21 protein-coding genes are annotated in these 23,758 nt (G+C 41.0%); 5 read left to right on the plus strand and 16 right to left on the minus strand.

Annotated elements, in window-relative coordinates:
* Nucleotides 1-27: 27 nt before the first annotated feature.
* Entirely contained in the window at nt 28-1,095 is a 1,068-nt protein-coding gene (gene rlmN, locus MKY65_RS21520) for a 23S rRNA (adenine(2503)-C(2))-methyltransferase RlmN (RefSeq protein ID WP_042529247.1), read from the minus strand.
* Nucleotides 1,096-1,730: 635 nt separating this feature from the next.
* Between rlmN and MKY65_RS21525 the strand changes: the two genes are divergently transcribed.
* Nucleotides 1,731-2,750, plus strand: coding sequence for an LLM class flavin-dependent oxidoreductase (locus tag MKY65_RS21525; RefSeq protein ID WP_339180592.1), 1,020 nt, complete (start codon nt 1,731-1,733; stop codon nt 2,748-2,750).
* A 124-nt stretch (nt 2,751-2,874) separates the two neighbouring features.
* Here MKY65_RS21525 and MKY65_RS21530 read toward each other — a convergent pair whose 3' ends face one another.
* The 8 genes from MKY65_RS21530 to MKY65_RS21565 form a co-directional block, all read right to left on the minus strand.
* Nucleotides 2,875-4,113: a cytochrome P450 gene (locus MKY65_RS21530; RefSeq protein ID WP_339180594.1), complete on the minus strand. Its 1,239-nt coding sequence runs from the start codon at nt 4,111-4,113 to the stop codon at nt 2,875-2,877.
* A gap of 113 nt (nt 4,114-4,226) precedes the next feature.
* Nucleotides 4,227-4,622 (minus strand): Na+/H+ antiporter subunit G, encoded by a 396-nt coding sequence (locus tag MKY65_RS21535; RefSeq protein ID WP_339185340.1) that lies wholly within the window; start codon nt 4,620-4,622, stop codon nt 4,227-4,229.
* Between the two features lie 19 nt (nt 4,623-4,641).
* Nucleotides 4,642-4,926: a Na(+)/H(+) antiporter subunit F1 gene (locus MKY65_RS21540; protein WP_339180596.1), complete on the minus strand. Its 285-nt coding sequence runs from the start codon at nt 4,924-4,926 to the stop codon at nt 4,642-4,644.
* Complete coding sequence (locus MKY65_RS21545) at nt 4,926-5,408, minus strand: Na+/H+ antiporter subunit E (RefSeq protein WP_339180598.1); 483 nt, start codon at nt 5,406-5,408, stop codon at nt 4,926-4,928. Before MKY65_RS21545 ends, MKY65_RS21540 begins: the two co-directional genes overlap by 1 nt.
* 91 nt (nt 5,409-5,499) lie before the next feature.
* On the minus strand, nt 5,500-6,981 hold the full coding sequence (locus MKY65_RS21550) for a Na+/H+ antiporter subunit D (RefSeq protein ID WP_339180600.1): 1,482 nt from the start codon (nt 6,979-6,981) through the stop codon (nt 5,500-5,502).
* Nucleotides 6,974-7,306: a Na(+)/H(+) antiporter subunit C gene (locus MKY65_RS21555; RefSeq protein ID WP_339180603.1), complete on the minus strand. Its 333-nt coding sequence runs from the start codon at nt 7,304-7,306 to the stop codon at nt 6,974-6,976. The genes MKY65_RS21550 and MKY65_RS21555 overlap by 8 nt, the downstream gene beginning before the upstream one ends.
* A gap of 2 nt (nt 7,307-7,308) precedes the next feature.
* A complete protein-coding gene (locus MKY65_RS21560; protein WP_339180605.1) occupies nt 7,309-7,731 on the minus strand; it encodes a Na(+)/H(+) antiporter subunit B in 423 nt (140 codons plus the stop codon).
* Nucleotides 7,718-10,132, minus strand: a complete 2,415-nt coding sequence (locus tag MKY65_RS21565; RefSeq protein ID WP_339180608.1) for a Na+/H+ antiporter subunit A — start codon at nt 10,130-10,132, stop codon at nt 7,718-7,720. The genes MKY65_RS21560 and MKY65_RS21565 overlap by 14 nt, the downstream gene beginning before the upstream one ends.
* Nucleotides 10,133-11,406: 1,274 nt before the next feature.
* On the opposite strand from MKY65_RS21565, the gene MKY65_RS21570 reads away from it, so the two are divergent.
* Nucleotides 11,407-12,099 (plus strand): universal stress protein, encoded by a 693-nt coding sequence (locus tag MKY65_RS21570; protein WP_339180611.1) that lies wholly within the window; start codon nt 11,407-11,409, stop codon nt 12,097-12,099.
* Between the two features lie 380 nt (nt 12,100-12,479).
* On the opposite strand, the gene MKY65_RS21575 is transcribed toward MKY65_RS21570, so the two are convergent.
* The gene (locus MKY65_RS21575) at nt 12,480-13,274 is read right to left on the minus strand and encodes a carbon-nitrogen family hydrolase (protein WP_339180613.1); all 795 of its coding nucleotides are present in this window, start codon (nt 13,272-13,274) and stop codon (nt 12,480-12,482) included.
* Nucleotides 13,275-13,478: 204 nt separating this feature from the next.
* On the opposite strand from MKY65_RS21575, the gene MKY65_RS21580 reads away from it, so the two are divergent.
* Nucleotides 13,479-14,108 carry a CoA pyrophosphatase gene (locus MKY65_RS21580; RefSeq protein ID WP_339180615.1) on the plus strand — a complete coding sequence of 210 codons (630 nt, stop codon included), beginning with the start codon at nt 13,479-13,481 and terminating at the stop codon, nt 14,106-14,108.
* Nucleotides 14,109-14,174: 66 nt separating this feature from the next.
* Here the strand turns inward: MKY65_RS21580 and MKY65_RS21585 are convergent, their stop codons facing one another.
* Nucleotides 14,175-16,043, minus strand: coding sequence for an ATP-dependent DNA helicase (locus tag MKY65_RS21585; RefSeq protein WP_339180617.1), 1,869 nt, complete (start codon nt 16,041-16,043; stop codon nt 14,175-14,177).
* 609 nt (nt 16,044-16,652) lie between these two features.
* Between MKY65_RS21585 and MKY65_RS21590 the strand changes: the two genes are divergently transcribed.
* Nucleotides 16,653-17,714, plus strand: a complete 1,062-nt coding sequence (locus MKY65_RS21590; RefSeq protein WP_339180619.1) for an FAD-dependent oxidoreductase — start codon at nt 16,653-16,655, stop codon at nt 17,712-17,714.
* Between the two features lie 42 nt (nt 17,715-17,756).
* On the opposite strand, the gene MKY65_RS21595 is transcribed toward MKY65_RS21590, so the two are convergent.
* From MKY65_RS21595 to MKY65_RS21610, 4 genes are all read right to left on the minus strand, one after another.
* Nucleotides 17,757-18,623 (minus strand): Cof-type HAD-IIB family hydrolase, encoded by an 867-nt coding sequence (locus MKY65_RS21595; RefSeq protein WP_339180622.1) that lies wholly within the window; start codon nt 18,621-18,623, stop codon nt 17,757-17,759.
* A 118-nt stretch (nt 18,624-18,741) separates the two neighbouring features.
* Nucleotides 18,742-20,133, minus strand: coding sequence for an argininosuccinate lyase (argH, locus tag MKY65_RS21600; protein WP_339180625.1), 1,392 nt, complete (start codon nt 20,131-20,133; stop codon nt 18,742-18,744).
* Nucleotides 20,130-21,383, minus strand: a complete 1,254-nt coding sequence (locus tag MKY65_RS21605) for an argininosuccinate synthase (RefSeq protein WP_339180628.1) — start codon at nt 21,381-21,383, stop codon at nt 20,130-20,132. The genes argH and MKY65_RS21605 overlap by 4 nt, the downstream gene beginning before the upstream one ends.
* Before the next feature lie 332 nt (nt 21,384-21,715).
* A complete protein-coding gene (locus MKY65_RS21610; protein WP_339180630.1) occupies nt 21,716-22,363 on the minus strand; it encodes an SDR family oxidoreductase in 648 nt (215 codons plus the stop codon).
* Nucleotides 22,364-22,522: 159 nt separating this feature from the next.
* Here MKY65_RS21610 and MKY65_RS21615 point away from each other — a divergent pair, with 159 nt between their 5' ends.
* Nucleotides 22,523-22,765, plus strand: a complete 243-nt coding sequence (locus tag MKY65_RS21615; RefSeq protein ID WP_339180632.1) for a hypothetical protein — start codon at nt 22,523-22,525, stop codon at nt 22,763-22,765.
* A gap of 127 nt (nt 22,766-22,892) precedes the next feature.
* Here MKY65_RS21615 and pstB read toward each other — a convergent pair whose 3' ends face one another.
* The gene (gene pstB / locus MKY65_RS21620) at nt 22,893-23,726 is read right to left on the minus strand and encodes a phosphate ABC transporter ATP-binding protein PstB (protein WP_339180634.1); all 834 of its coding nucleotides are present in this window, start codon (nt 23,724-23,726) and stop codon (nt 22,893-22,895) included.
* Between the last annotated feature and the right edge of the window lie 32 nt (nt 23,727-23,758).

The following is a 23,758-nucleotide window of genomic DNA, read 5'->3' on the forward strand; positions in this document are numbered from 1 at the left end:
CTCAGAGCAAGCCTCTTTCACTGTATATTAAACTGCTTTTGTCTTTTTGATTTGCTTACTGCGTAATTGACCGCAGGCTGCATCAATATCCGCACCATTCTCCCAGCGGACACCGCATTGAATTCCTTCAGCCTTCAATGTTTCATAAAAGGCTTGGATATTCTCTGAACTGCTGCGCTGATAATCTATATGCTCATCGACCGTATTATAAGGAATTAGATTCACGTAAGCTAAATGACGGTGGTTCCTGATCAGCTTAGCCAGTTCCAATGCTTCCTTCTTATGATCATTGACATCATGAAGCATGATGTATTCATACGTAATCCGGCGATTCTTTTTCTCTAAATAGTAATCTACTGCCTTCATCAGTTTTTCAATTGGGAAGGCACGGTTGATTTTCATAATTTGTGTACGTAATTCATTATTTGGAGCGTGTAAAGAAATAGCCAAATTGACTTGTATCGGGTCATCTGCAAATTCATACATTTTATGTGCCAGTCCACTTGTCGAAACTGTAATATGACGTGCACCGATATTTAATCCGCCATCATCATTCACAATGTATAGGAAATCCATTAAATTCTTATAGTTATCGAGCGGCTCGCCAATTCCCATCACTACTATATGGCTGACACGCTCTTCTTCCCCGCGCTCGTCCATATGCTTCTGTACATTCATAATCTGCTCGACAATTTCACCGCTGTTTAAATCACGGCTTTTACGCAGCAGCCCGCTTGCACAGAAAGAACAGCCGATATTACATCCTACCTGTGTTGTCACACAGACAGATAATCCATAATTAAAACGCATCAGGACCGTCTCAATCACATTGCCGTCTGCCAGCTTGAATAAAAATTTAATCGTTCCATCCTTTGACTCCTGGCGAATTTCTTCAGCCATTGTATGCAGGACAAAATTTTCCTTTAAAAGATCTATCGTTGACTGATTGACATTATTCATATCTTCAAAGCGGTCAATCCGTTTTTTATATAACCAGTTCCACACTTGCTCAGCACGGAAACGTTTTTCACCATGTTCCATTAACCACGACTGCAATTGTTCATATGTTAATCCGTAAATAGATGAATGACTCATCAAAAATACCCTCATTTCATTTTTTCTGCTTTCCCTATATTACTTGATTACGACCAGGTTAGCAAATAGTTTTCACATTCTTTTCATTAGATGAATCAAGAAAATCACTTGGTTTTTAAAACACCGGATGTTCCTGCCAAGGAGATGTCCGCTAAGGCGATATTTGATAGGGTGAGTAATCGCAACCCCAGAAAAACACTACGCTTTCCATGGGCCCCGAGCTCATCTCCTCTAAAGAAGACTTAGCGATTGGCAAGCCGACAGGCGCAGACAGAAGCATAGTCGCGCTTATGCCTGTGGTAGAAAAAAAGAAGTTCGCTTTTTTTCTGCGGGGTCTTCACACTGGGACTGGGACTGCGATTACTCGTCCCATCGAAGAGCTTTTGCGATTACTCGCCCCACCGAAAACCATTACGCTTTCCCATAGGAGTCTCCGTGTTTTTCCTCCACTAGATAGGTTTTACTACTATCTGTATCAAAATTAATAAAATTCATTAACCTGATAACATTGGTAACTGCAATCCCCTCCCCCTGGATAAAGAGGCAAAAAGTAACTTCTTCTTACGCCATAAGTTTAAACATTGGACGCTGCCCTAAGAAACCTTTATCATTTTCATTAGTGAAGGAGGGATTTAATGGATACACAATCATACAAAAAGTTTCAAAATATACCTTTATCTGTACTCGATCTCGCACCAATCATTGAAGAAGGAGATGCTAAACAGGCATTTCAGGAAAGTGTCCGTTTAGCACAGCATGTTGAGAAACTGGGATTTCACCGCTATTGGTTTGCAGAACACCATAACATGAAAGGAATCTCAAGCTCAGCAACCTCTTTATTGATCGGCCATATTGCCGGGCATACCAACTCCATCCGTGTCGGTTCAGGAGGAATCATGCTGCCAAACCATGCCAGTCTGGTCATTGCAGAGCAATTTGGCACACTGGAATCCCTTTATCCGAATCGGATAGACTTAGGATTAGGCCGGGCACCAGGAAGTGATCAAGCGACCGCTTTTGCTCTGCGCCGTACCCTTCATGCCGGTCCAGAGGAATTTCCGATGCAAGTCAATGAATTGCAGGATTATTTTTCAAGCAATCCAGTTTCCCGAGTAAAGGCAATACCTGGACAGGGCTTAGATATCCCGATTTGGCTGCTTGGTTCCAGCGATTTTAGTGCACGATTAGCGGCGGAAAAGGGCTTGCCATTTTCATTTGCCAGCCATTTTGCACCTGCATATACCGTTCCTGCATTAGAGCTTTATCGTGATCGGTTCCAGCCGTCTGAAGCACTTGATAAACCGTATGCAATGGTTGCAGTCAATGTCATTGCAGCGGATACCGATGAAGAAGCAGCTTATTTAGCTACCTCTCATCAGATGCAATTCTTAAATCTGCGAAAAGGGATAGAATCTAAACTGCAGCCGCCTGTTGAGAACATGGATGCCATCTGGTCTCCAGCAGAAAAAGCTGCTGTGCAAGAGTCTTTAAGTCCGAAGACAACTATTATCGGCAACAAAGAAACTGTCCGTAAAGGGTTAGAAGCATTCCGTAAAGAAACAGATGCAGATGAAATTATAATCACCTCACAGATTTACGATATTAAGGAAAGACTTTATTCCTATTCTATCGTAGGCGAATTGATGAGTGAATAATAGATAACATCAGCCAGCTTGAACAAGAAGTTATTTCTTGTTCAAACTGGCTTTTTATCGCAATGCAATTGACCGTGAAAAATGTATTTTATTACATCACTGTCCGATTCAATAGAAACCGCCCTTACATATCCTCTACAAAAGATTGATGGTAAAAATCAAGCGGCATGCCATTTTTTGGCCGTGCCGGAATTTCCGTGCCACGGCAGGTGAAGGTCTGATTCGGAGCTATCCAATCGGCCCGCAGGAGATAAGACAAGCTAATCTTCATGAGCTGCATTGTTATATTCTCATTCGCAGAAGCGAGCTCTTTCGCCGCCCCTTCTCCAAAGTCAGGTAAAATATCTAAAAATCGATCCGGCTGAAATAAGTCGGGATGAAGCCACTTATCAGGATGATGATTGATGCCATGTATATCAAACAAAACCAATTGATTTTTATCAAAAAACATCTCCTTCCAGAAAAGCTGCTCCTGTGTCTTTGCTACAGCAAAAGGAATCATGGAGTAGAAGCGGATAACCTCATGGATAAAGCAATCAACATATTGATGATCCACTTGAAGCCGTTCCTTTAATTCTGGATTCTCAATCAGTGCTATTTGACAAAAGACAACCCATCTGCCGGAAGCTGCAAAGGTCCGGATAAGAAATAATAATTCCTGAACCACTTTTCCTGTCTGTAAAATTTGACCTGATTCATCTTCATACCAAGCCAGTTTAGACAATATCTTCTCTTCATCGACATGGATTTTACCTGCTCTCAGCTGACGAATTAAGAAGACAAGCCACTTTTCTATTCGATTTTTCGCTTGTTTTCTTTTCCAGCGATTGAATCCATACTTTGAAAATAATTGAACAAGCTCCTGTATATCCGTGGTACGCTGTTTTAGATTGTTTGCACGAATCGGAATCCCCAGCCAGTTACAAACAGCAATCACCCACATCTCTTCCATTTCCGCAACAAAATCAATAGACGGGTTTATTTTCCATGCTTCTATTCTTTCTTCCCAGCGCTGGCGGATAATTGCTTCCAACTCTTCCCGCTTTTCTGCAGAGAAGACATCTTGAAACCAGGCTTTCTCCTGATGTTGATCGATGTCTGCCAGATAAAATACGCCATTTTCTTCCCTCAGCGAGCTGGCGGACAGTTCAGAGATACTTTTCTCAGGCTTAAACTTAGTCGTATCCTTTACTAAATCTGCTGCTTCCTCCGCTCGCAGCATCACCAGCTTTCTTCCAAATATACGTGATCCGATAACATCTTCCTGATACTCGTTCATTCGTTTAGAAAAATAAAAATAACCGTCTCTTAAAAAATCGATGGTATGATCCATTCCTTTATCTTGCACGATTGGTTTTACCATTTTCTAACCCCCTATGTACTTCTCTATCCTACTTCCCTCTTCAACGCTCTTAAAAACCTGTCTCCCTTTTAAAAGTATGCACTGTTATTTTAGAATTATAAACAAAGAGCACTCTATTCAGAATGCTCTTTGTCTGCTTTCTTTTCGTCTTCTATAATGACTTCTCCAGTTTCACTGCGCTCTTTTTCCGCTTCTTCTTTTACTTTATCTGTCACTTCTTTCAATTCATCCTCCACAGTCGTATCAGCCATTTTTACATTCGCCCGGTAAGCCGCACGTGTGATAAGATGCCCTGCTACGGGAGCAGTTAAGAACACAAAAGCAATTCCGAGCAGCAGCCGGACACTGTAAAATCCTTGATTGGAAGCAAAATAAATAAATGCTCCAAGCAGGGTCAATAGTACAGCAAGTGTAGAACTTTTTGTACCAGCGTGGGATCGTGTAAAAACATCCGGCAGACGAATAATTCCTATCGCACTGATTAATGCCATAATCGACCCGGTAAGCATAAATAGAGCAGCAATAAATTCAATCGTCGCGTCGATATTCAAGAATGATCCCCCTCTCAATATATTTTGAGAAGGCAATGGTACTGATAAAAGCCAGGATAGCTAAAATCAAGATAACTTCTAAAAATGCAGTGGTTGTCATCATAACAGATATAATAGCTATGGAGGATACGAGTGTCACACCAACCATATCTAAAGCAACGATACGGTCAGGCAGACTCGGGCCAATAATAATACGAATCACGCTGATACAAATCGATATTCCATAAAACGTTAAAGCAATCGTCAGCATTCCTTGAATCATTAGCGCGTCACCTCCATAATTGCTTTCTCAAAGTTATCAATGGACTTTAACAGGATATCTTTTGACTCTTCCACGTCCATCGCATGAATATAAAATGCATCTCCGTCATCTGTCACTTCAATAACAACAGAACCTGGAGTTAATGTTAATAATAGTGCTAAAGCCGTAATTTCCCAATCTCCCCGCAAGACTGTTTCGTATTTAAACAGTCCCGGCTTAATCGAAAGTTTCGGTTTTAAAATTTGCCCAAGAACGAGCTTTGACGACATGATAAGCTCTCTCGTAAAGATAAATATCAGTTTTATTAACGCTATAAAGCGTGAAAGATAAAATCGTTCTCCAAAAAAACGATGCATTAAAAATACAATACCAATCCCAACGAGATAACCTGCGACAAATGTTGTAAATCGAAGTTCGGATTCATCATTAATCAGGGTCCATAATACAGCAATAAACACATTCAATAAAAACTGTGCCGGCATTCAGCATCACCACCTTGTTTATTAGAAAAACTGCTTCAGAGGTATTCATGCACACTCCTAGGGGGACCGGATAATTCGTATTTCATCCGGACTAATTCCCTTCAAGTACTGCATCAATATAAATTTGCGGGTTTAATAATGTTTCTGCTGCATCTTGAACATAAACAGACATAGATTCAGCGCCTAAGCCTAAAGCAATCGTACCTAAAGCTAATATACACATTGCAACGCTCCAGCCTTTCTTTGCTGGTGCTTCTTCGTCTTTACTGATAATGGTTTCTCCCCAAAAGCTTGTTAAGAAAATACGCATCAGGGAGTATAGAACAAAGATACTTGAGATAAATGCAAGAGCTAATAAGACATATGCGCCGCCTTCTACAGCACCCTCCCCAACAAGGACTTTACCGATAAATCCGCTTAATGGCGGAATTCCGGCTAAAGATAATGTTGTCAGGAAGAACAGCCAGCCAAGCAGCGGGTGGTTCTTGATCAGACCGCTGATTTCATCCATTTTCGTCTGCCCAGTCACTGCAATCATCGTTCCTACCAGTAAAAATAGAGATGCTTTTATAATAATGTCATGAATCAAATAATAAATAGAACCTTCTATAGCAGCTGGTGTTGCAACAGCCAAACCAACGAGAATAAAACCAACTGCAATGACCACATTGTAAGAAGCAACTAATCTGAGGTCCTTATAAGCAACTGCTCCAATACTCCCGCCGATTAAAGTCAGCCCTGCTAAAATTCCGATTATCGTGTGCGTCATTTGCGGTTCATGATAGAAAATCAAGGTAAACATACGGAACATCGCATAAATTCCAACCTTTGTCAGCAGCGCTCCGAACATAGCTGCGACCGGAGTAATTGGAACAGAATAAGAGCCCGGCAGCCAGAAATACAAAAACAGACCTGCTTTTAATGCAAATACGGTTAAGAAAACAATACTGACAACAGTTAATGTCGCAGTCTGTCCATTTTCTGCAACACGCTCTGCTATATGCGCCATATTTAATGTTCCGACCGATCCATATATATATGCAATAGCTACAAGGAAAATCCAAGAGGAGACAACATTAACAATGACATATTTTATCGACTCGCGAAGCTGTCTTTTTTTGCCGCCAAATACGATTAACACGTAGGAGGCAAGCAGCATAATTTCAAAACAGACAAACAGGTTGAAGATATCTCCTGTCAGAAAGGAGCCATTTACCCCTGCGATAAGAAATAAAACAAAAGAATAATAAAAATTCTTTTCAAATGATGGCTCCACAGAAGAAAACGAATAGATTAAACATACAGCAGCAACAATACTTGCCGCCAGCACCAGCAGCATAGAAAAACTATCTGCCACAAATAAGATTCCAAAAGGCGGCTCCCAACCGCCAAAATCAAGACGTAAGACGCCATTTTGCTGAATCAGCTGCAGCATATATGCACTGATTCCGATATTCGCAACAAATACGAGCAATGACAGTCCTCTTTGCACCTTCACATAAGGTCTCAAAAATAAAAGAATAATCCCAAACAGGACCGGCAGTGCCATGGGCATAACAATTAAATTACTCATCCGTCTCCCCCCTCAGCTCATCTAATTTATCTGTTCCAATCTCTTGATATGTTCGATAAGCGAGAACGAGAGACACCGCAGTTACTGCAAAACCAATAACGATTGACGTTAAAATCAATGCCTGCGGGAGTGGATCTACCGGATCTCCTTCGCCGACAATCGGCACTGTTCCCGTTTTTAATTCTGCAAGCACCATAATGAGAAGGTGGGCTGCATGGGTTAAAATCGCAGTACCGATAATAACGCGGATCAAACTCTTTGACAGCAAGAGATAAGTTGCTACTGTAACTAATACACCTGCCAGGATGGTTACTAACGTTTCCATAATTACTCATCCTCACTAATACTTAATAAGATTGTTACCACAACACCAACAACAGCAAGCGCAACACCAGCTTCAAAAATCGTCACTGTTGTCAGTTCTATTTCCCCGAAAAAAGGGATATCGAAATAATCAAAGGCCTGTGTTAAGAAGTTTGCACCAAACACCAATGCGCCAAACCCAGTGCCCACAGACAAGAATGCACCAAAAGCAGCTACCAATTTAAAATCAATGGGAAGACCTCTTTGGATGGTTTCAATATCATATACAATAAATAACAGTACCAGTGCAGATGCAAGTACCAGCCCGCCGCTGAAGCCGCCGCCTGGACTATTATGACCTGCAAAAAATAAATAAACTGCAAGGGTCAGAATGATAAAGAAAACAAGCTTGGCCACTGTACGAAGGATGACGTTATTTATCTTCAATCTGATCACTCTCCTTCTTGGCCTTCACCCGGATCATTGTATAGATACCAATCCCTGCAATTAAGAGAACAACTACCTCTAACATTGTATCAAATGCACGGAAGTCCCCTAAGATGGCATTCACCATGTTATTTCCTCCTGCAAGTTCATAGGAATTCTCAAAAAATCCAGAAATTGTATCAAATCCTCTGTTCCCCTGAACACCTAATGCTACAGCTGTAAATACGACACCGACACCAATGGAGATAAACAGGTTGATACTCTTCGTTTTCTTCGACGTATTTTCTTTTTCCAGCTCAGGCAAGAAATAATACGCTACAAGGAATAAAACAGTGGTTACTGCTTCGATAACGGTTTGTGTCAGCGCTAAATCAGGTGCACGCAGCAGGACAAAAAGAATCGCAATTCCAAAGCCTAAAATACTATTTAACACAATCGCTGTCAGCCTGGACTGTGCAAATAAAATTGTAATACCGGTTGCCATCATAGACAGCACAATAAGCCATTCAAAAACCGAAATCGTTGCATTTTCCGGCAGTGTAAATTGGTATGCCTCTGTATAAATAAAAGTTCCGCCGACCACCAAAATAAAGAAAGCAAAAATATACACCATATAATCACGTAAATAACGCGTCATATATTTATTTGTAATAACCGTTGATTTATCTTCCATCTGGTCTAAGACGAATCCATAAAACACATTAATTGATCGTTTCTCTGGAAACAGTTTATATATACCTGACCAGTATTTTCTCGTGAAGAATAAGAGAACCCCAAACAGTACGACACCGATGGTCATAAATAATTCAGGCTCAAAGCCATGCCAAGCATAAATATCCGTTCCCAAATCTGCGCCTTCTGCAGCAAAGGTAGGGAAGATTCCGCTCATCGCAGGCGTAATCAGATTCTCTCCAATCACATTCGGCACAAAGAAAAATATAATTACAAGCAATCCTAATATAATCGGTGAAATCAGCATTCCCGGCTTTGGCTCATGTGCCGGATGCTCCAGCTTTTCTTCTTTATATGGACCAAGGAACGTTTTCACAACAAATACGGTGGAATAAACAAATGTAAAGACACTTGCTATCCAGGCAACAATCGGAATGATAATCCCCCATGTCCCTAAGCCGAAGAAGCTTGCTTCCGTAATATCTAAAGTAGATATAAAGAACATCTCTTTACTCAAAAATCCATTAAACGGAGGTAACCCTGCCATGGACATGCTGCCGATTGTTGCAATCGTAAATGTAATAGGCATAAGTGTAATGAGTCCGCCCAGGCGGCGAATATCCCGGGTGCCCACACTGTGGTCGACGACACCGACAACCATAAACAACGCGCCTTTAAACGTCGAGTGATTCACTAAATGGAATAACGCCGCAAAGGTTGCCCCTGTATATACCACCGATTCCTCAGCATATCCCAGATGAAGGGCTGCGGAGCCCATCCCGAACATACTCATAATCATTCCAAGCTGGCTGATGGTTGAATAAGCCAGCAATGCTTTTAAATCGGTCTGACGGACAGCATTAAAGGATCCCCAGAAAAGCGTAAATATCCCGACACCTGTAACAGCCCAGAACCAGACAGCTTCCCCGCCAAAAACCGGTGTGAAACGAGCAACCAGATAAATACCCGCTTTTACCATTGTGGCCGAGTGCAGATAAGCACTAACCGGTGTAGGTGCTTCCATCGCATCCGGAAGCCATATATGGAACGGAAACTGTGCTGATTTCGTAAATGCTCCAAGCAGCACAAGCAAGAGAGCAGGGATAAATAAAGCATGATCGCTAATTGCCGCCACTTCAGCAATTACCTCGCGGATACTCCACGTATTTGCCATGGCACCAATCATGATAAAACCAACCAGCATTGAAATACCGCCAGAAACCGTAATAATCAATGATTTCTTGGCACCTTCTCTGGAACGCTTTCGCTGATACCAGAATGCGATTAGCAGGAAGGAAGAGATACTTGTTAACTCCCAGAATACATACAAAACCAGCATGTTGTCTGACATCACAACACCTAACATTGCTCCCATAAACAGCATAAGGTATGTATAGAACGTACCTATTGGTTCTTTCAGCGAAAGGTAATAAATAGAATAAAGAATTACAAGTGCTCCCACTCCGGAAATCAATAATGCCAAAGTCAGACTAAGTCCATCCAGGTAAGCCGTTATATTGATTCCATAGCTCGGAATCCAGTTTATTGTCTGCACAATTGCTTCTCCATTAGAAATAGCCGGGATGAGCGAAGCAAGATAAATGAATAAACCTGTCGGCACCAGAATGACGAACCAGCCCACATGTATGTTTTTTATATACTTATATAAGAAGGGTATAATTGCAGCAGCCAGAAATGGGATAAAAATAGCCAGTACTAAAGTCGACAAACGAGAACCTCCTATCATTTCATTGTTTTTCTTATTTTGTGATTATGTTAGAAAACCTGATGGTTGCCAGATGTTTAGGTATCAATCAAAGTTTGGGTTCAAGCAGCAAAAAAGGGTAAAATTTCTCACCTGTTTAAAAAGTCCGCACATATTTCATCCAGACAAGTATGCTATTTACTAACTACCCTTTAAAACGGGAGAGAAAACGAACATTCGAATAAGCGAGATACGCTCGTTCTTTACCACCATAAGGATGTGCCAGCTTGAATATTCCGGCACAAGGCAAGGAGCTTCGTGACAGCTTCTTTAAAACCTTTTCTTATACTTTCTAAACAAACAGCATATACAATGGTTATTTTGTCCGTAAAATGCTAATCTAATAATAGAAAGCTTATTATTGACGAAAGTATATATAAATAGCTGCAGGGGCCCTTCAGCATTTTACGTTACTGAATGGAACAAAGACGATAAAGTGGTTGAACCAATGCATTAAAATAGAGAGAAACTCAACTTAATCCACATGTTTTTTTCCCTTGTGAATGGAAGCTTGAGTTAATCAGGAAATGTAGTGACCGTTTTTCCAGCCATATCATTTTTTAGGGAGAACCATTCGTAAAAACTCCCGCTGGATTAACGTTTTGTTTTATTATTTCAATACCCTCATGGGGAAATGACGGACACTCATGCTATGTTAAAACGTGGTAAAATAATAAGCCTTTCATGTAGTAAGAGCAAAGGCATTATGAGGTGTTAAAATGGTTGTTCAAAAAGTCTGACAAAAGCAGTGCAATGCTGCAGCATTTGTCACTTGGGCATTTTTACAAAGCTTATTGGAACACACACTAAACATGACGTCTTCATAATCACACATAGATATTATACAAGAATTTTTCTTTGTTTGCATGTATGACGTTGTGACACCCCTATAAAATTTTATTTTGAGATGTTTTGATATATCTCATCAGCAACGAAGACGTCATTATTAAATTTACTTGCAACTTCTAAGAAATACCTGTATAAAGGACTTTACAGTGAAAAAATCAATGTGAAATAAATATTTTACATCTAGTACTATACGAATCTAAAAATACATGTTAAAATGATACGGTTTAAAGGATATGACTATCTTCAAAAACCTGTTATAAAAGGGGTTAAACCTCCTTCTGACAGGTTAAATTAAAAGTGAAACCATTCTGTTCCTATTCAGATATATATAGATGTTTTAAAAACGAAAGAAAAAGTAAATGACTATTAAAGAAAGGTGCGTAGAAGCGATGAAAAAAATCAGAGGTCGTATGGACGAAAGTATTTTAGTATGTGTTTATTATGGTCCTAATGGAGAACGTCTAATCCGCCGCGGTCATAAATTAGCACAAATGATGGATTGCCCATTATATGTTTTAACAGTAGATGCCCTTCCCTATGATGAATTTGATGCAGATAAATCTGGCTTTGTTGAACATTGGAAGGAATTGTGCGAGGAATTAGACGTAGAGGAATTTATTATACGTGATAAAGAGAAGCGCTCTGTAAAAGCAATTAAAGACGTAGCACATACGTACAATATTACACAAATCATTATTGGGCAAAGCGCACAGAACCGTTGGGAAGAGATTACAAAAGGATCTTTTGTCAATGTGCTTCTTCGTGAGATTTCTTTTATCGACCTTCACATTGTTTCTGTTGATCGTACATTAAAAAGTACGGATGATACGATTTACGAAAAAGGCGTACGCGCATTTATTCAGGAAGACGGCGAAGTACCTGGACAATATCGTCTGAAATTCACTCGTTCCAAGCATAACCTGTACGAGGGAATCTTCTACAAGGAAATTGGTACGGACTTTAATAACGGTGTATTCAAATTCGTGAACAACAAAGGGAAAACTTCCCAAGTGCATATCACAGAAAATGTTTGTACAGGCGAATTAAAAGAACCGCCTAATATTGATAAATCACTTCACTAAAAAAGACTCCCTGCGACGGTGATTATCCCTTGAAAACCGGTTATCTTCCGGCTTTTCGAGGGACGCACTGACAAAGGAGTCTTTTTTATGGGATAGGAAAATATAAGATTTTTCTTATATTATTCTTATTCAGAAATAGCCATGTCCAGCTCCAAGCGCCAAAAACTACGAGACAACACGAGAGTGCCCTATGATAAAGCAGACTTAGCGATTGGCAAGACATCAGGCACAGACAGAACTAAAGTCGCACTTATGCCCTGCAGGTGAAAGCCATCATCGGTTTAAGGTAAAGGAAGTTCGACTAAAGTCGAACCACCACCCAAAAAAAACGGGAAGCGCAGTCTCTACGTTTTTAAACGGGCACTTTACGCTTTTCGTTCTTACCAGCCTTGATACATTTCCGGGACTCTGCTTTTAAAGACAGGGACTTCCTCACGTATACGATCCACGTTTGAAGCAGCGATTGTTTCAATCAGTGTTTCTTCCTGTTCTTCGGACCCTTCCTGGACAATCGTCCCCCACGGATCGACAATCAGCGACGTTCCGCAGAATTCGACACCATCATACGCTCCTATCCGATTACTGGATATAATATAACATTGATTTTCAATCGCCCGCGCCAGTTGAAGCGCCTTCCAATGATCCTTGCGTGCGGATGGCCATTCTGCGACAATATAAATCACTTCTGCTCCTTTTAGAGCTAATTCTCTGGCTAACTCAGGGAAACGAAGGTCATAGCAGATAATCAGCCCCATTTTGATCCCATCTAACTCAAATACACGCGCCTGTTTTCTTCCGCCTGCTAAATACGCCGGTTCATTCAGCATCGGGACGAGATGGATTTTATCATACGTATAGACCTCTTCCCCCTCGTTATTAATAACAAGCGCTGTATTATAGATTGCGCCCTCTGCTTTATTTGCAAATGACCCGCCAATAATATGCACCTGATACGTTTTTGCCAGCTCCTTCAAAAAGCTCCTCGTAGGCTCTCCATCCAAATCAGCGATTTGATCTAATTGGTCCAACGTATATGCTGTCGTCCACATTTCCGGAAGAACGACGATATCAGGTTTATCCTCCTTAACCTGGTTTATCAGCCACGCTTCCACTCTTCTGCGATTGCTCTCCGGGTCACCGGGAACAATATCCATTTGATAAATAGCATGTTTCATTACATACGCACCCTTCTCTTATTTATTCTTATTCTATCAAAAGCGATATTTATTTGAACGTTCTCTATATAATTATCATCCTATCTCTACGAATACGTGTCAACTTACACACATAATCTGTCATGTTAATCGATATAAATGACAGTAATCCAAAAGCATACTAGAATTAATATATGACACGAACGCTGAAAAGGGAGGATACGCATGCAGATAGAACATATTCTGAATCATTTAAGGGAACGCACTCCGGCATTAATGGGCCACAAACACTTTAAACGGTCTTCTGTTTTAATTCCTTTGGTTGAATTAGATGGAGAAACTCATATCCTTTTTGAAGTCCGGTCCAAAAATCTAAGAAGCCAGCCTGGAGATGTTTGTTTTCCCGGAGGCCGTGCAGACCAGGATGACAAGCATCCTGCCCATACCGCTGTACGGGAAACCACGGAAGAGCTTGGAATTTCAGAACAGGATATTTCCGACCCCATTCCGCTTGATTATGTGGTGAATGACTTAGGAAGAATTATATATCCTTTTATCGGGAGGCTGAAGAGTATAGAAAATATCCAGCCCAGCCCGGATGAAGTGGATCATATTTTCACCGTCCCACTTTCCTTCTTTTTAGAAAATGAACCAAAAAAATATAAAGTGCATTTAGAAATAAAACCCGAGGATAATTTCCCATACCATTTAATTGTCGGCGGAGAGGACTATGAATGGCATATCAGGACAATGGAGGAGCTTTTCTATCAATATGATGACAATACCATCTGGGGGCTGACTGCAAAGATTCTAAATCACTTTATAAGCTTAATTGATACGAAAAAGGACCGTTAATACGAGGATATAGGTATCAACGGTCCTTTTAAAAATCAAATTAAATGCTGCATAGAGCATGTAACTCTATGCTTTTTTCCAAATATGAACGATTCCTTTATCATGCTCTGTACGAATTAATCGGCCGATGCCCTGCTTTAACCGAAGCTCCATATAAGGCAAATCGATTTCATCATACGCGTTCTTTGCATGTTTGCGTTTTGCTTTAAACACAGGATCATCAGGCGGATATGGCAGGGAAGCAATGATAACCTGCGTCAGTGCCTCTCCCGGCACATCGAGCCCTTCCCATAAATGATACGCACAGAGAACAGAGGACTTATTAAACTGGAATTCGCGGACAATTTCACTGATTTCCTTATCCCCTTCAAATAGGAAATCAAAGGACCAGTCTTGCGTTTCTGTCCATTTCCGGAATGCCTGCATCTCTTCTTCCGAGCGGAATAAAACGAGACTGTGCCCTTTATTCTCCTGAAGCTGGCTGGCAATCCCCAGATACTTTTCTGTTTCCTCCGAATAACCATGCTCTTTTATGGTACGGACTTCCTCATAATCAAATGGGGATTCGACAGAAAAGGAGTCATATGCATCCACACCCAGGCTCTTCGCAATATAAGAAAAATCTCCATTTTGAGACAGTGTTGCGGAGGAGAAAATAAATGGGATGTTTTTCTGAAATACTTCTTCCCGAAGTACATCCTCTACCAGTCTCGGCATGATAACCAGACTGCTTTGGTCGCCACCCTCTTCCAACCAGTAAACTCCTTCATCATCCTTTAAGAAAATCGATAAACCATACGTGAAAAATTCCAAGTACTCTTCAATAATTTTTGTATGGTATGCATCCATGGTGAACAGTTCCGCATCAAAAACAAGCTGTTCTAACAGCTCTTGAACCATCTTCTCTAATTGAACTGCCATTTCACGCATTTTCATATCTGTTGGAATCTCAAGTCGATTGGAGCCTTCTACACGCGCAGCTATTTCTGAAATATAATCAAACCAGTCATCATGGAGCGCCATGATATCTTCGGCTAATTGCAGTGATTCTTCCCGCACGTCCTGCCCTTGGTAGCCAGTTAAGACATTGGTGATATTCTGATAGTTGAAGCGGTAGGTCAACCCTTTTTGGGCCGAAAACTCTAATAAATGCCCTTCATCAAACACAACTGCACTTGCTTCCGGAAGCAGCGGCAGCTGTCCTTCCCTGATTCGTGATTCCTTCGTCCACACATGCTCCATATAAAAATCATGCGAGCAGATAATCAAATCTTTTGCATGGCGGTAATAATCACGATGCAATGTCTGCGCACTGCGATGTCTAAAGTCACAAGTCGCACACTGCTTCAGCGGGTCCCAGCCAATCTGTTCCCATTGCTTATCCGAAAGCCATGGATAATCTTTCCGGTCTCCATAAGGATAAAAAGACTGCATCGAAACACCTTGATCGAACACAAAATCTGGAATAGAGTCATGTACATCAAGAATTTCTTCATCCTCTGTATATTCGGACAACGGATCTAATTTCTTCATGCACAAGTAGTTTTCGCGCGCTTTTGCCAAACGGACGTCTACCTCTAAGCCGAGCGCTTTTTCCAGCTTATCGATATCCCCGCCCTCTTTGACCAGCTGTTCAATCAGGGTTTCATCCGCACAGGAAATAATCACAGGCTTTCTCTGATAACGGGCATAACAAATGGCATATAAGAGATACACGATTGTTTTTCCCGTACCGACACCTGCTTCTGCAAAAATAGTCTTTTTATGCTTAAAAGCCTGTTCCAGCTGAAACGCCATATAAATCTGTTCATCACGCAGCTCAAAGCCTTGTTCTGGTAAAATATCATAAAAAACATCGCCGATATAATCTCCCAGGCGATCAAAAAATTGCTCATTTTTTGCTACAGTAAATGGGATTGAATTCATTCCTGCCATAGGCAACTCCTTTTCTTTTCTATATCTATGAAAACGAAACTTCATTCAGCGGGAGTTATATTTCCCTCCCATAGAATGATTGGTTAATCTTATTGAATAAAAAGCACTCTTAATCGTACCATTATTTCTAAAACTCTAGCAAGCTATTCATTCCACCTGAAATAATTTAATTTTTTTGAATAAATTATCCTTTTCTTATTCGTAAACTGCAGCCTCAATCTTAATGACATCGCCTTCATAATTTGTTACGCTAGTATTCGGAAGAGAGATTGTTTCAAAATGTCGAAAGTGGAGAACATTTGGAGCTGAACGCGGCTATTTTTAAATGAAAATGCATTCATATTTTACCACAGTTTAACTGGCAGTATACGTTCATGAGTTCAAGGGGGTTTAGGGAGGCCGCTTCCCGGTCATATCTCTAGGTGCATCCCCTTGCGATCCTATCTGCTTTTTGCTGGAGCAATTCATCGCAGCATTTTGACGGGACGCGGCATCATCGTTCCATTCCGTTGAGACATTTCATTTCCCGCAGAGAGTCGTCTGGCAAACTCCCGCTGATTAAAGTTTCGTTTTATATTTCTTCACAATTTAAATAAGGGGTGTAACACAATGAAAAGAGTTGTTCTTGTTGGAGGTGGATACGGCGGTATCAAGACGCTGCTCGGCCTTCTCAGCCAAACATTATCCGATGATATACATATCACTGTTATTGACCGTAATCCATTTCGCTCGCTAAAAACAGAGTTCTATGCGATTGCTGCAGGAACTTCAGCCGATCATGATGTTCGTGTTGATTTTCCAGCTGATTCCCGGGTGAACTATATTTTTCGGGAAATCACAAAAATCGATACGGAAAATAAACAGATTATTATTCAAGACGAAGAATCCATTGTTCCTTATGACTATTTAATTATCGGATTAGGCTGCGAAGACAATTACCATGGAATCCCGGGGGCAGAAGAATATACCGAAAGCGTTCAAACCTTTGCAAAAGCCAGAAAAGCAGGCGTGGCAATAGGGAATTTGAAAGCTTATGGAAAAGTTTCTGTTATTGGCGCAGGATTAAGCGGTATTGAGGTTGCTTCAGAAATTCGGGAAAGCCGGCCAGATTTAAACATCCGCCTGCTTGACCGCGGCAATACCGTATTAAAACCGCTGGACAGCAAAATTCAATCCTATGTACAAAAATGGCTGACAGAAAACAATGTCGATGTGATTCATCATTCAACGGTAGAATATGTAGAACAGGATGGGGTATGCAATAACGGTGTCTGTTATTTAAATGATGTGACCATCTGGACTGCAGGCGTCCAGCCGAATTGGCTTGTACGTGAACTTCCATACAGCAAGGATAATCAAGGGAAAGTCGTTGTCAATGATTTTTATCAAGTTCCAGAAGATCCATCCGTGTATGTGCTGGGGGACTGCGCATCCAGCGAGCATTCGCCGAGTGCACAGCTGGCCGGACTGCAGGGAGAACAGATTGCAGAAATCCTGCTCGCTGTTTTACATGAAAAACAGCCGAAAAAACCAAAACCTATCAAGCTTAAAGGAACCTTGGGCTCCTTAGGAAAGTCAGACGGTTTTGGAAATATGGCTAAGAAACCCATGACAGGCTTATTGCCAAGACTCGCAAAATCAGGGGTATTATGGTTGAGTAAACGCCATTAAATAGAAAAATGCCGGGCAGAAGTAAAACAGCCCGGCATTTTTCTATTTATCTAAATCTGCCAGCATCTTTTCAATGGCTTTGGCGACACCATCCTGCTCATTTGTCACCGTCTCATATTGGCATAACTGCTTAATTTTATCTGCAGCATTTCCCATCGCGACTCCGCGGCCAGCCATTTCTAACATGCTTGCATCATTCCAATTATCTCCGATTGACATCACATCCTGCATAGACCAGCCGCTGTCTTCTATATACTTTTGAATGGCTAATCCTTTTTGGGCTTTAGGATGATTAAATTCCAGATTCGTCTCTCCGGAAGAGGTAATTACAGCCCCTGTCTCATCACGAAGCTTTCTCTTTGCACCCTCCAGCTGGCTCTCCTCAAAAGCAAAGGAAAGAATTTTATAAACCTCGGTATCCTCATCCTTTACTGCTAACTGCAGATTTTCAATAAAAGAAACTTCTTCTAATTGAAACCGCTGCTCCACCATCTCACGCATTTCCCTCTCAGATATATTTGGATGAGCTGCATGCAGGATATCCATGAGGATGTCTAAAAAGTGTTCCCGGCTTTCGGAAAGGACACCCTTATCTGTAAATAATTCTACATACATCCCCAATTTGCTGCATTCTTCAACAATACGTGCAGCTGCCTGTTTATCCATTGGAATACTATTGATTACTTTTCCATTTTCCTGATAGGTTACTGCGCCATTCAAGCTAATAATAGGACAATTAATCCCGGCAGCTTGAAGCGGCGTATTCGCAGCTTTATAAGATCTGCCTGTAGCAGCAATAAACTCTACACCTTTGTCAATTGCTTTTTTTACTGCTTGCGCATTCGCTTCACTGATTACGCCCTTTTCGTTAAGCAAGGTTCCATCCATATCTGATGCAATTAATTTCATAATACATTACCGCCTTTACGACATTAGAAAAACTTGAATCTATTGTATTTTTTTGCGTAAAATAAAGGAACCCATCTGCTGACTCTATGGGCTCCAATCATTTTACTTCTCGTATATACTATACCTTATTTACATCAGATGATTCCAATAATTGCTCTGCCTTTTCGATTTGGTCTAATACACTGTTTTTTGCTGTTCCGCCCGCAGCTGCTCTTGCATTAACCACTGTTTCCGGCTTCAGCGCTTCAAATATATCTTCTTCCACTACCTCGGAATATTGTTTGAATTCCGCTAAGCTTAAATCCAGCAGATACTTGCCGTCTTGAATACAGTTTAAAACCACCTGGCCGACAACCGCATGCGATTCACGGAAGGTAAGTCCTTTATTCACCAGATAATCAGCCAGATCCGTCGCGTTGGAATAATCATTGGAAACCGCTTTGTACATACTTTCTTTATTTACTTCCATGGATGCAATCATTCCGGCAAAGAGCTGTAAAGCACCCTTCAGCGTTTCATGGGAATCAAACATCCCCTCTTTGTCCTCCTGCATGTCTTTATTATATGCGAGAGGCAAGCCTTTTAACGTCGTCAGCATTCCAATCAGATTGCCGTAAAGACGCCCTGTCTTGCCGCGGACAAGCTCTGCCACATCTGGATTTTTCTTTTGCGGCATCATGCTGCTTCCCGTTGTATACGAATCATCCAGCTCGACAAAATTAAATTCGGCACTGGACCACTGCACGAGTTCTTCACAAAGACGTGATAAATGCGTACCGATCAACGAGCCATTGGACAGGAATTCGACCACAAAATCACGATCACTGACAGCATCCAGGCTATTTTCACAAATTCCGTCAAAATCAAGCTGCTCTGCTACAAAAGCACGATCAATCGGAAAAGTTGTGCCTGCCAGTGCCCCTGCACCTAATGGCGATTTATTCACACGCTTCAAGCTGTCCTCCAGACGCTCCACATCACGCTGAAACATAAATACGTATGCCATCATATGATGTGCAAATAAAACCGGCTGCGCACGCTGCAGGTGCGTATATCCCGGCATAATGACATCAATGTTTGCCTTCGCCTGCCCGATAAGCGCCTGCTGAACTGATTTCACGAGCACAATCAGCTCAGATACCGCTTCTCTTGCATACAGCCGCATATCCAACGCTACCTGATCGTTTCTGCTGCGCCCAGTATGAAGCTTTCCTCCTACTGGACCAATTTCTTCAATCAGCAGTCTCTCGACATTCATATGGATATCTTCATCTGCTTCTGATAATTCAGCTTCTCCAGCCTCAATTTTGGACAGAACCTTTTTCAATCCTTCGGTAATCTGCTCTGCGTCCTCTGCCGGTATAATATCGCATTTCTTCAGCATTGCAACGTGAGCCAGACTGCCTTTCACATCATATTTCGCTAACTTCTGGTCAAAACGAATCGACGAGGTATACTCGTCGACTAGTTCATTCGTTGGTTTTGTAAATCTTCCACCCCATAATTTCACGGATTAACAGCTTCCTTTACCTCTAGTTTTACTTTCTCAATCGATTTATTTCCTTGAGGGCCGTTGACAGAGGCATGTACCTGCGTCGGCAGTCCCCATAGCTTAATAAATCCTAGTGCTGCATCATGGTCAAAAGCATCAGCTTTGTTATAGGTTGCTAAGTCAAAGTCATATAAGGAATTTGCAGATTCTCTTCCGACAACTTGTGCATGCCCTTTGTACAGCTTCACTTTTACTGTACCAGAAACATGCTCCTGTGTCTTCTCAATAAAGGCCTGCAAGGCTTCTGTCAGCGGGGAATACCATAAGCCGTAATAAACTGCCTGTGCCAGCTTCTGCTCTACTACCGGTTTAAATTCCGCTACTTCACGAGGTAAAGTTAATGCTTCCAATTCCTGATGTGCATTAATCAACGTCATTGCTGCCGGAGCTTCATAAATTTCTCTTGATTTGATACCGACTAAACGATTCTCCACATGGTCGATTCTGCCAACACCATGTTTACCGGCAATTTCATTTAGTGTTAGAATCAATTCATCTAAATCCAGTTTTTGGCCGTCTAATGAAACCGGCTTTCCTTGTTCAAACGTAATCTGCACCGTTTTCGCTTCATCTGGTGCATCCTCTGGTTCTTGGGTTAAATCATATGCATCCTTTGGCGCTTCTGCCCATGGGTCCTCTAAAATGCCGCATTCATTACTTCTTCCCCATAGATTCTGGTCAATACTGTATGGACTGTCCTTTTTAATTGGAACCGGAATATTATGCTCTAATGCATATTCAATTTCTTCTTCTCTCGACATTGCCCACTCACGAACTGGTGCAACAATCTTTAACTCAGGGTTTAACGCTGTAAAGGCAACGTCAAAACGGACCTGATCATTTCCTTTTCCAGTACAGCCATGCGCTACAGCCACTGCACCTTCTTCTTCAGCGATATCTACCAATATTTTTGCGATCAATGGGCGTGATAATGCTGAAATTAATGGATATTTCCCTTCATAAAGCAAGTTGGCCTTCAATGCCGGCAATACATATTCCTCTGAATAAAGCTTTTTCGCATCGATTACATATGATTTGATAGCGCCAACGTCCAATGCTTTTTGCTTCACGAAGTCCAAATCTTTTCCTTCCCCAACATCCAACGCTACTGCAATCACATCATAATTATATTTATCCTGTAACCATTTCACCGCTACAGATGTATCTAATCCTCCAGAATAAGCTAAAACGATCTTGTCTTTTGCCACTTAAAAAATCCCCTCTCGTAAATGTGCTGTTATCGAATTATTATGCATCATTATGTATAATAATGCAAGAGGTAATTTAAAATTTTTTTATTTTTTTGAGGAATTCCGCTTTTATCCTGTCAAGACGCGTAATTTCTGGGTTTTTTATTTGTTTCTGGAAACATAAATAATGGGATAAATGAGCGTTTGCTTAGAAAAAGTATCCTTTTGTGTGGAAATGATTATGTATATTTTTCTTCACACAAAAAAGACGCTCTTTCTAGAAAAGAACGCCTTTTTTCACGCTGTTACGGAAAACCATCCGGGAAATTCCCGAAAGTTACAGTTTTATTTTATATTTTCCCTACCGCATCATGAATAGAGTCTACTCCAGTAATTAAATCAAAGCCTTTTTGATACGTGTTTTCAGCTTCAAGTGCTTCCACGATGACGGCTGCTACATCTTCACGCGGAATGCTGCCCCGCTCCAGGTTTTCTCCTGCCAGCACTTTTCCTGTGCCTGGCTCGTTCTGTAATCCACCTGGACGGACGATGGTATAATCAAGACCGCTGTGCATCAATGTTTCATCTGCAAAGTGTTTTGCCACCATATATGGTTTAATTGGACTGTCTGCCCAGCTGTCCCGGTTATGTGCCTGAAATGCACTCACCATCACAAAACGATTCACATTGGCCTTTTTCGCAGCTTCAATCGATTTTACTGCACCATCTAAATCAATGAGCAATGTCTTATCCGGACCGGTCTTTCCGCCGGAGCCAGCTGTAAATATGACTGCATCAGCACCTTCTATAGCATTTTCCAAATCAGAGATACTGCCTTCCAAATCCGTTAACACGGCATGAATACCTCTATCTTCTAATTCTTTTTTCTGCCCTTCTTTTCGAACCATGGCTGTCACCTCATGCTGTTCATGTGCATGCAGCTGATTCACCAGATGCTTTCCAATCTGTCCGTTCGCTCCGATTACAAATACCTTCATTTCTCACAACTCCTTTTAATCATTCTTTATATTATCATGTTCCCTTGTATAAAATATCCAAACACGGATTTCCAAAACAAAATAATCAGGTTTTCTCTTTTGTATGAAGGGAAGAATGGTTATATATAAAATTAACTCTAGCAACAGGGGATGGTAACGATGTCTTCCGCTAAAAAAAGTTTTATTGCAAGCGCATTTATTTACTTTTTCATCTCTATTTTACATGTGTTCTACTCAACCATTTGGGTATATTCCATCAATCTATTAGCTTTAGCTGTTTTTATCATTTTATTATTATTCACCTATACCAGTTTCACGAACAGAAGGTATGTTCATCTGTTTGTAGCCTTGGTTATTCTTGTACCGCCCGCATTTAAAATCATTTATCAATTTATTTCTTAATTCAAGTCTGGCGATAAAAATCCGATATGCTTCTATCATAAAAAAACACTATCACTTAACACTAAACTCAAATTCTAAAATAAAAAGAATGGCCCAGAAAGCCATTCTCTAAAGAAGTTTTATTCACTTATCCAAACCGTCCAGAAATATAATCCCCTGTACGCTGATCTGTCGGGTTATTGAAAATGTGGTCGGTTTTATCATATTCAATGATTTCCCCATTTAAGAAAAATGCTGTTTTATCAGAAATACGGGCTGCCTGCTGCATGTTATGCGTTACGATAACAATTGCGTAATCCTTCTTCAATTCCTGTACAAGCTCCTCGATGCGTAAGGTTGATTTTGGATCCAGCGCTGACGTCGGTTCATCCATTAAAATCACATTCGGTTCTACTGCCAGACAGCGGGCAATACATAAACGCTGCTGCTGTCCGCCCGATAACCCGTATGCATTATCACTCAGACGGTCCTTTAACTCATCCCAGATGAATGCGCCGCGCAGACTGTTCTCCACAATCTCATCTAGAACCTTCTTATTTTTAATGCCGTGGATTTTAGGTCCGTAAGCAATATTTTCATAGATTGATTTCGGAAACGGATTTGCTTTTTGAAAAACCATTCCGACCTGTGTGCGTAAATCCTCTACACGAAAGGATTTATCTAAAATATTTTTCCCTTTATACGTTATCTGGCCAGATGTTTTAACAATGGGAACCAGTTCCACCATCCGGTTCAATGTTTTCAAATACGTGGATTTCCCGCAGCCAGAGGGGCCGATAATCGCTGTCACTTCTTTTTCTTTGATATCCATATTAATATTTTTTAAAGCATGTGTTTCCCCATACCATAAATTTAACCCTTTTGTATCATAAACGACCTCTTTAGGCACTTCCGGTTCGTGTTTTTCATTTGGATTTCTTACAAGCTTTAAATTTATTTGTTTTGTCATGACAGTACTCATGGAATATTCTCCTCTCCTATTTCAGCTCATTA

The organism is Oceanobacillus sp. FSL W7-1293, assembly GCF_037969815.1.
In the GTDB taxonomy this organism is placed as follows: domain Bacteria; phylum Bacillota; class Bacilli; order Bacillales; family Amphibacillaceae; genus Oceanobacillus; species Oceanobacillus oncorhynchi.

Bases quoted from the DNA above. Each gene is read 5' to 3' on its own strand.
- rlmN (WP_042529247.1), bottom strand. From the start codon at position 1,095: ATGAGTCATTCATCTATTTACGGATTAACATATGAACAATTGCAGTCG.
- MKY65_RS21525 (WP_339180592.1), top strand. From the start codon at position 1,731: ATGGATACACAATCATACAAAAAGTTTCAAAATATACCTTTATCTGTA.
- MKY65_RS21530 (WP_339180594.1), bottom strand. From the start codon at position 4,113: ATGGTAAAACCAATCGTGCAAGATAAAGGAATGGATCATACCATCGAT.
- MKY65_RS21535 (WP_339185340.1), bottom strand. From the start codon at position 4,622: ATGCTTACCGGGTCGATTATGGCATTAATCAGTGCGATAGGAATTATT.
- MKY65_RS21540 (WP_339180596.1), bottom strand. From the start codon at position 4,926: ATGATTCAAGGAATGCTGACGATTGCTTTAACGTTTTATGGAATATCG.
- MKY65_RS21545 (WP_339180598.1), bottom strand. From the start codon at position 5,408: ATGCCGGCACAGTTTTTATTGAATGTGTTTATTGCTGTATTATGGACC.
- MKY65_RS21550 (WP_339180600.1), bottom strand. From the start codon at position 6,981: ATGAGTAATTTAATTGTTATGCCCATGGCACTGCCGGTCCTGTTTGGG.
- MKY65_RS21555 (WP_339180603.1), bottom strand. From the start codon at position 7,306: ATGGAAACGTTAGTAACCATCCTGGCAGGTGTATTAGTTACAGTAGCA.
- MKY65_RS21570 (WP_339180611.1), top strand. From the start codon at position 11,407: ATGAAAAAAATCAGAGGTCGTATGGACGAAAGTATTTTAGTATGTGTT.
- MKY65_RS21575 (WP_339180613.1), bottom strand. From the start codon at position 13,274: ATGAAACATGCTATTTATCAAATGGATATTGTTCCCGGTGACCCGGAG.
- MKY65_RS21580 (WP_339180615.1), top strand. From the start codon at position 13,479: ATGCAGATAGAACATATTCTGAATCATTTAAGGGAACGCACTCCGGCA.
- MKY65_RS21585 (WP_339180617.1), bottom strand. From the start codon at position 16,043: ATGGCAGGAATGAATTCAATCCCATTTACTGTAGCAAAAAATGAGCAA.
- MKY65_RS21590 (WP_339180619.1), top strand. From the start codon at position 16,653: ATGAAAAGAGTTGTTCTTGTTGGAGGTGGATACGGCGGTATCAAGACG.
- MKY65_RS21595 (WP_339180622.1), bottom strand. From the start codon at position 18,623: ATGAAATTAATTGCATCAGATATGGATGGAACCTTGCTTAACGAAAAG.
- MKY65_RS21610 (WP_339180630.1), bottom strand. From the start codon at position 22,363: ATGAAGGTATTTGTAATCGGAGCGAACGGACAGATTGGAAAGCATCTG.
- MKY65_RS21615 (WP_339180632.1), top strand. From the start codon at position 22,523: ATGTCTTCCGCTAAAAAAAGTTTTATTGCAAGCGCATTTATTTACTTT.
- pstB (WP_339180634.1), bottom strand. From the start codon at position 23,726: ATGAGTACTGTCATGACAAAACAAATAAATTTAAAGCTTGTAAGAAAT.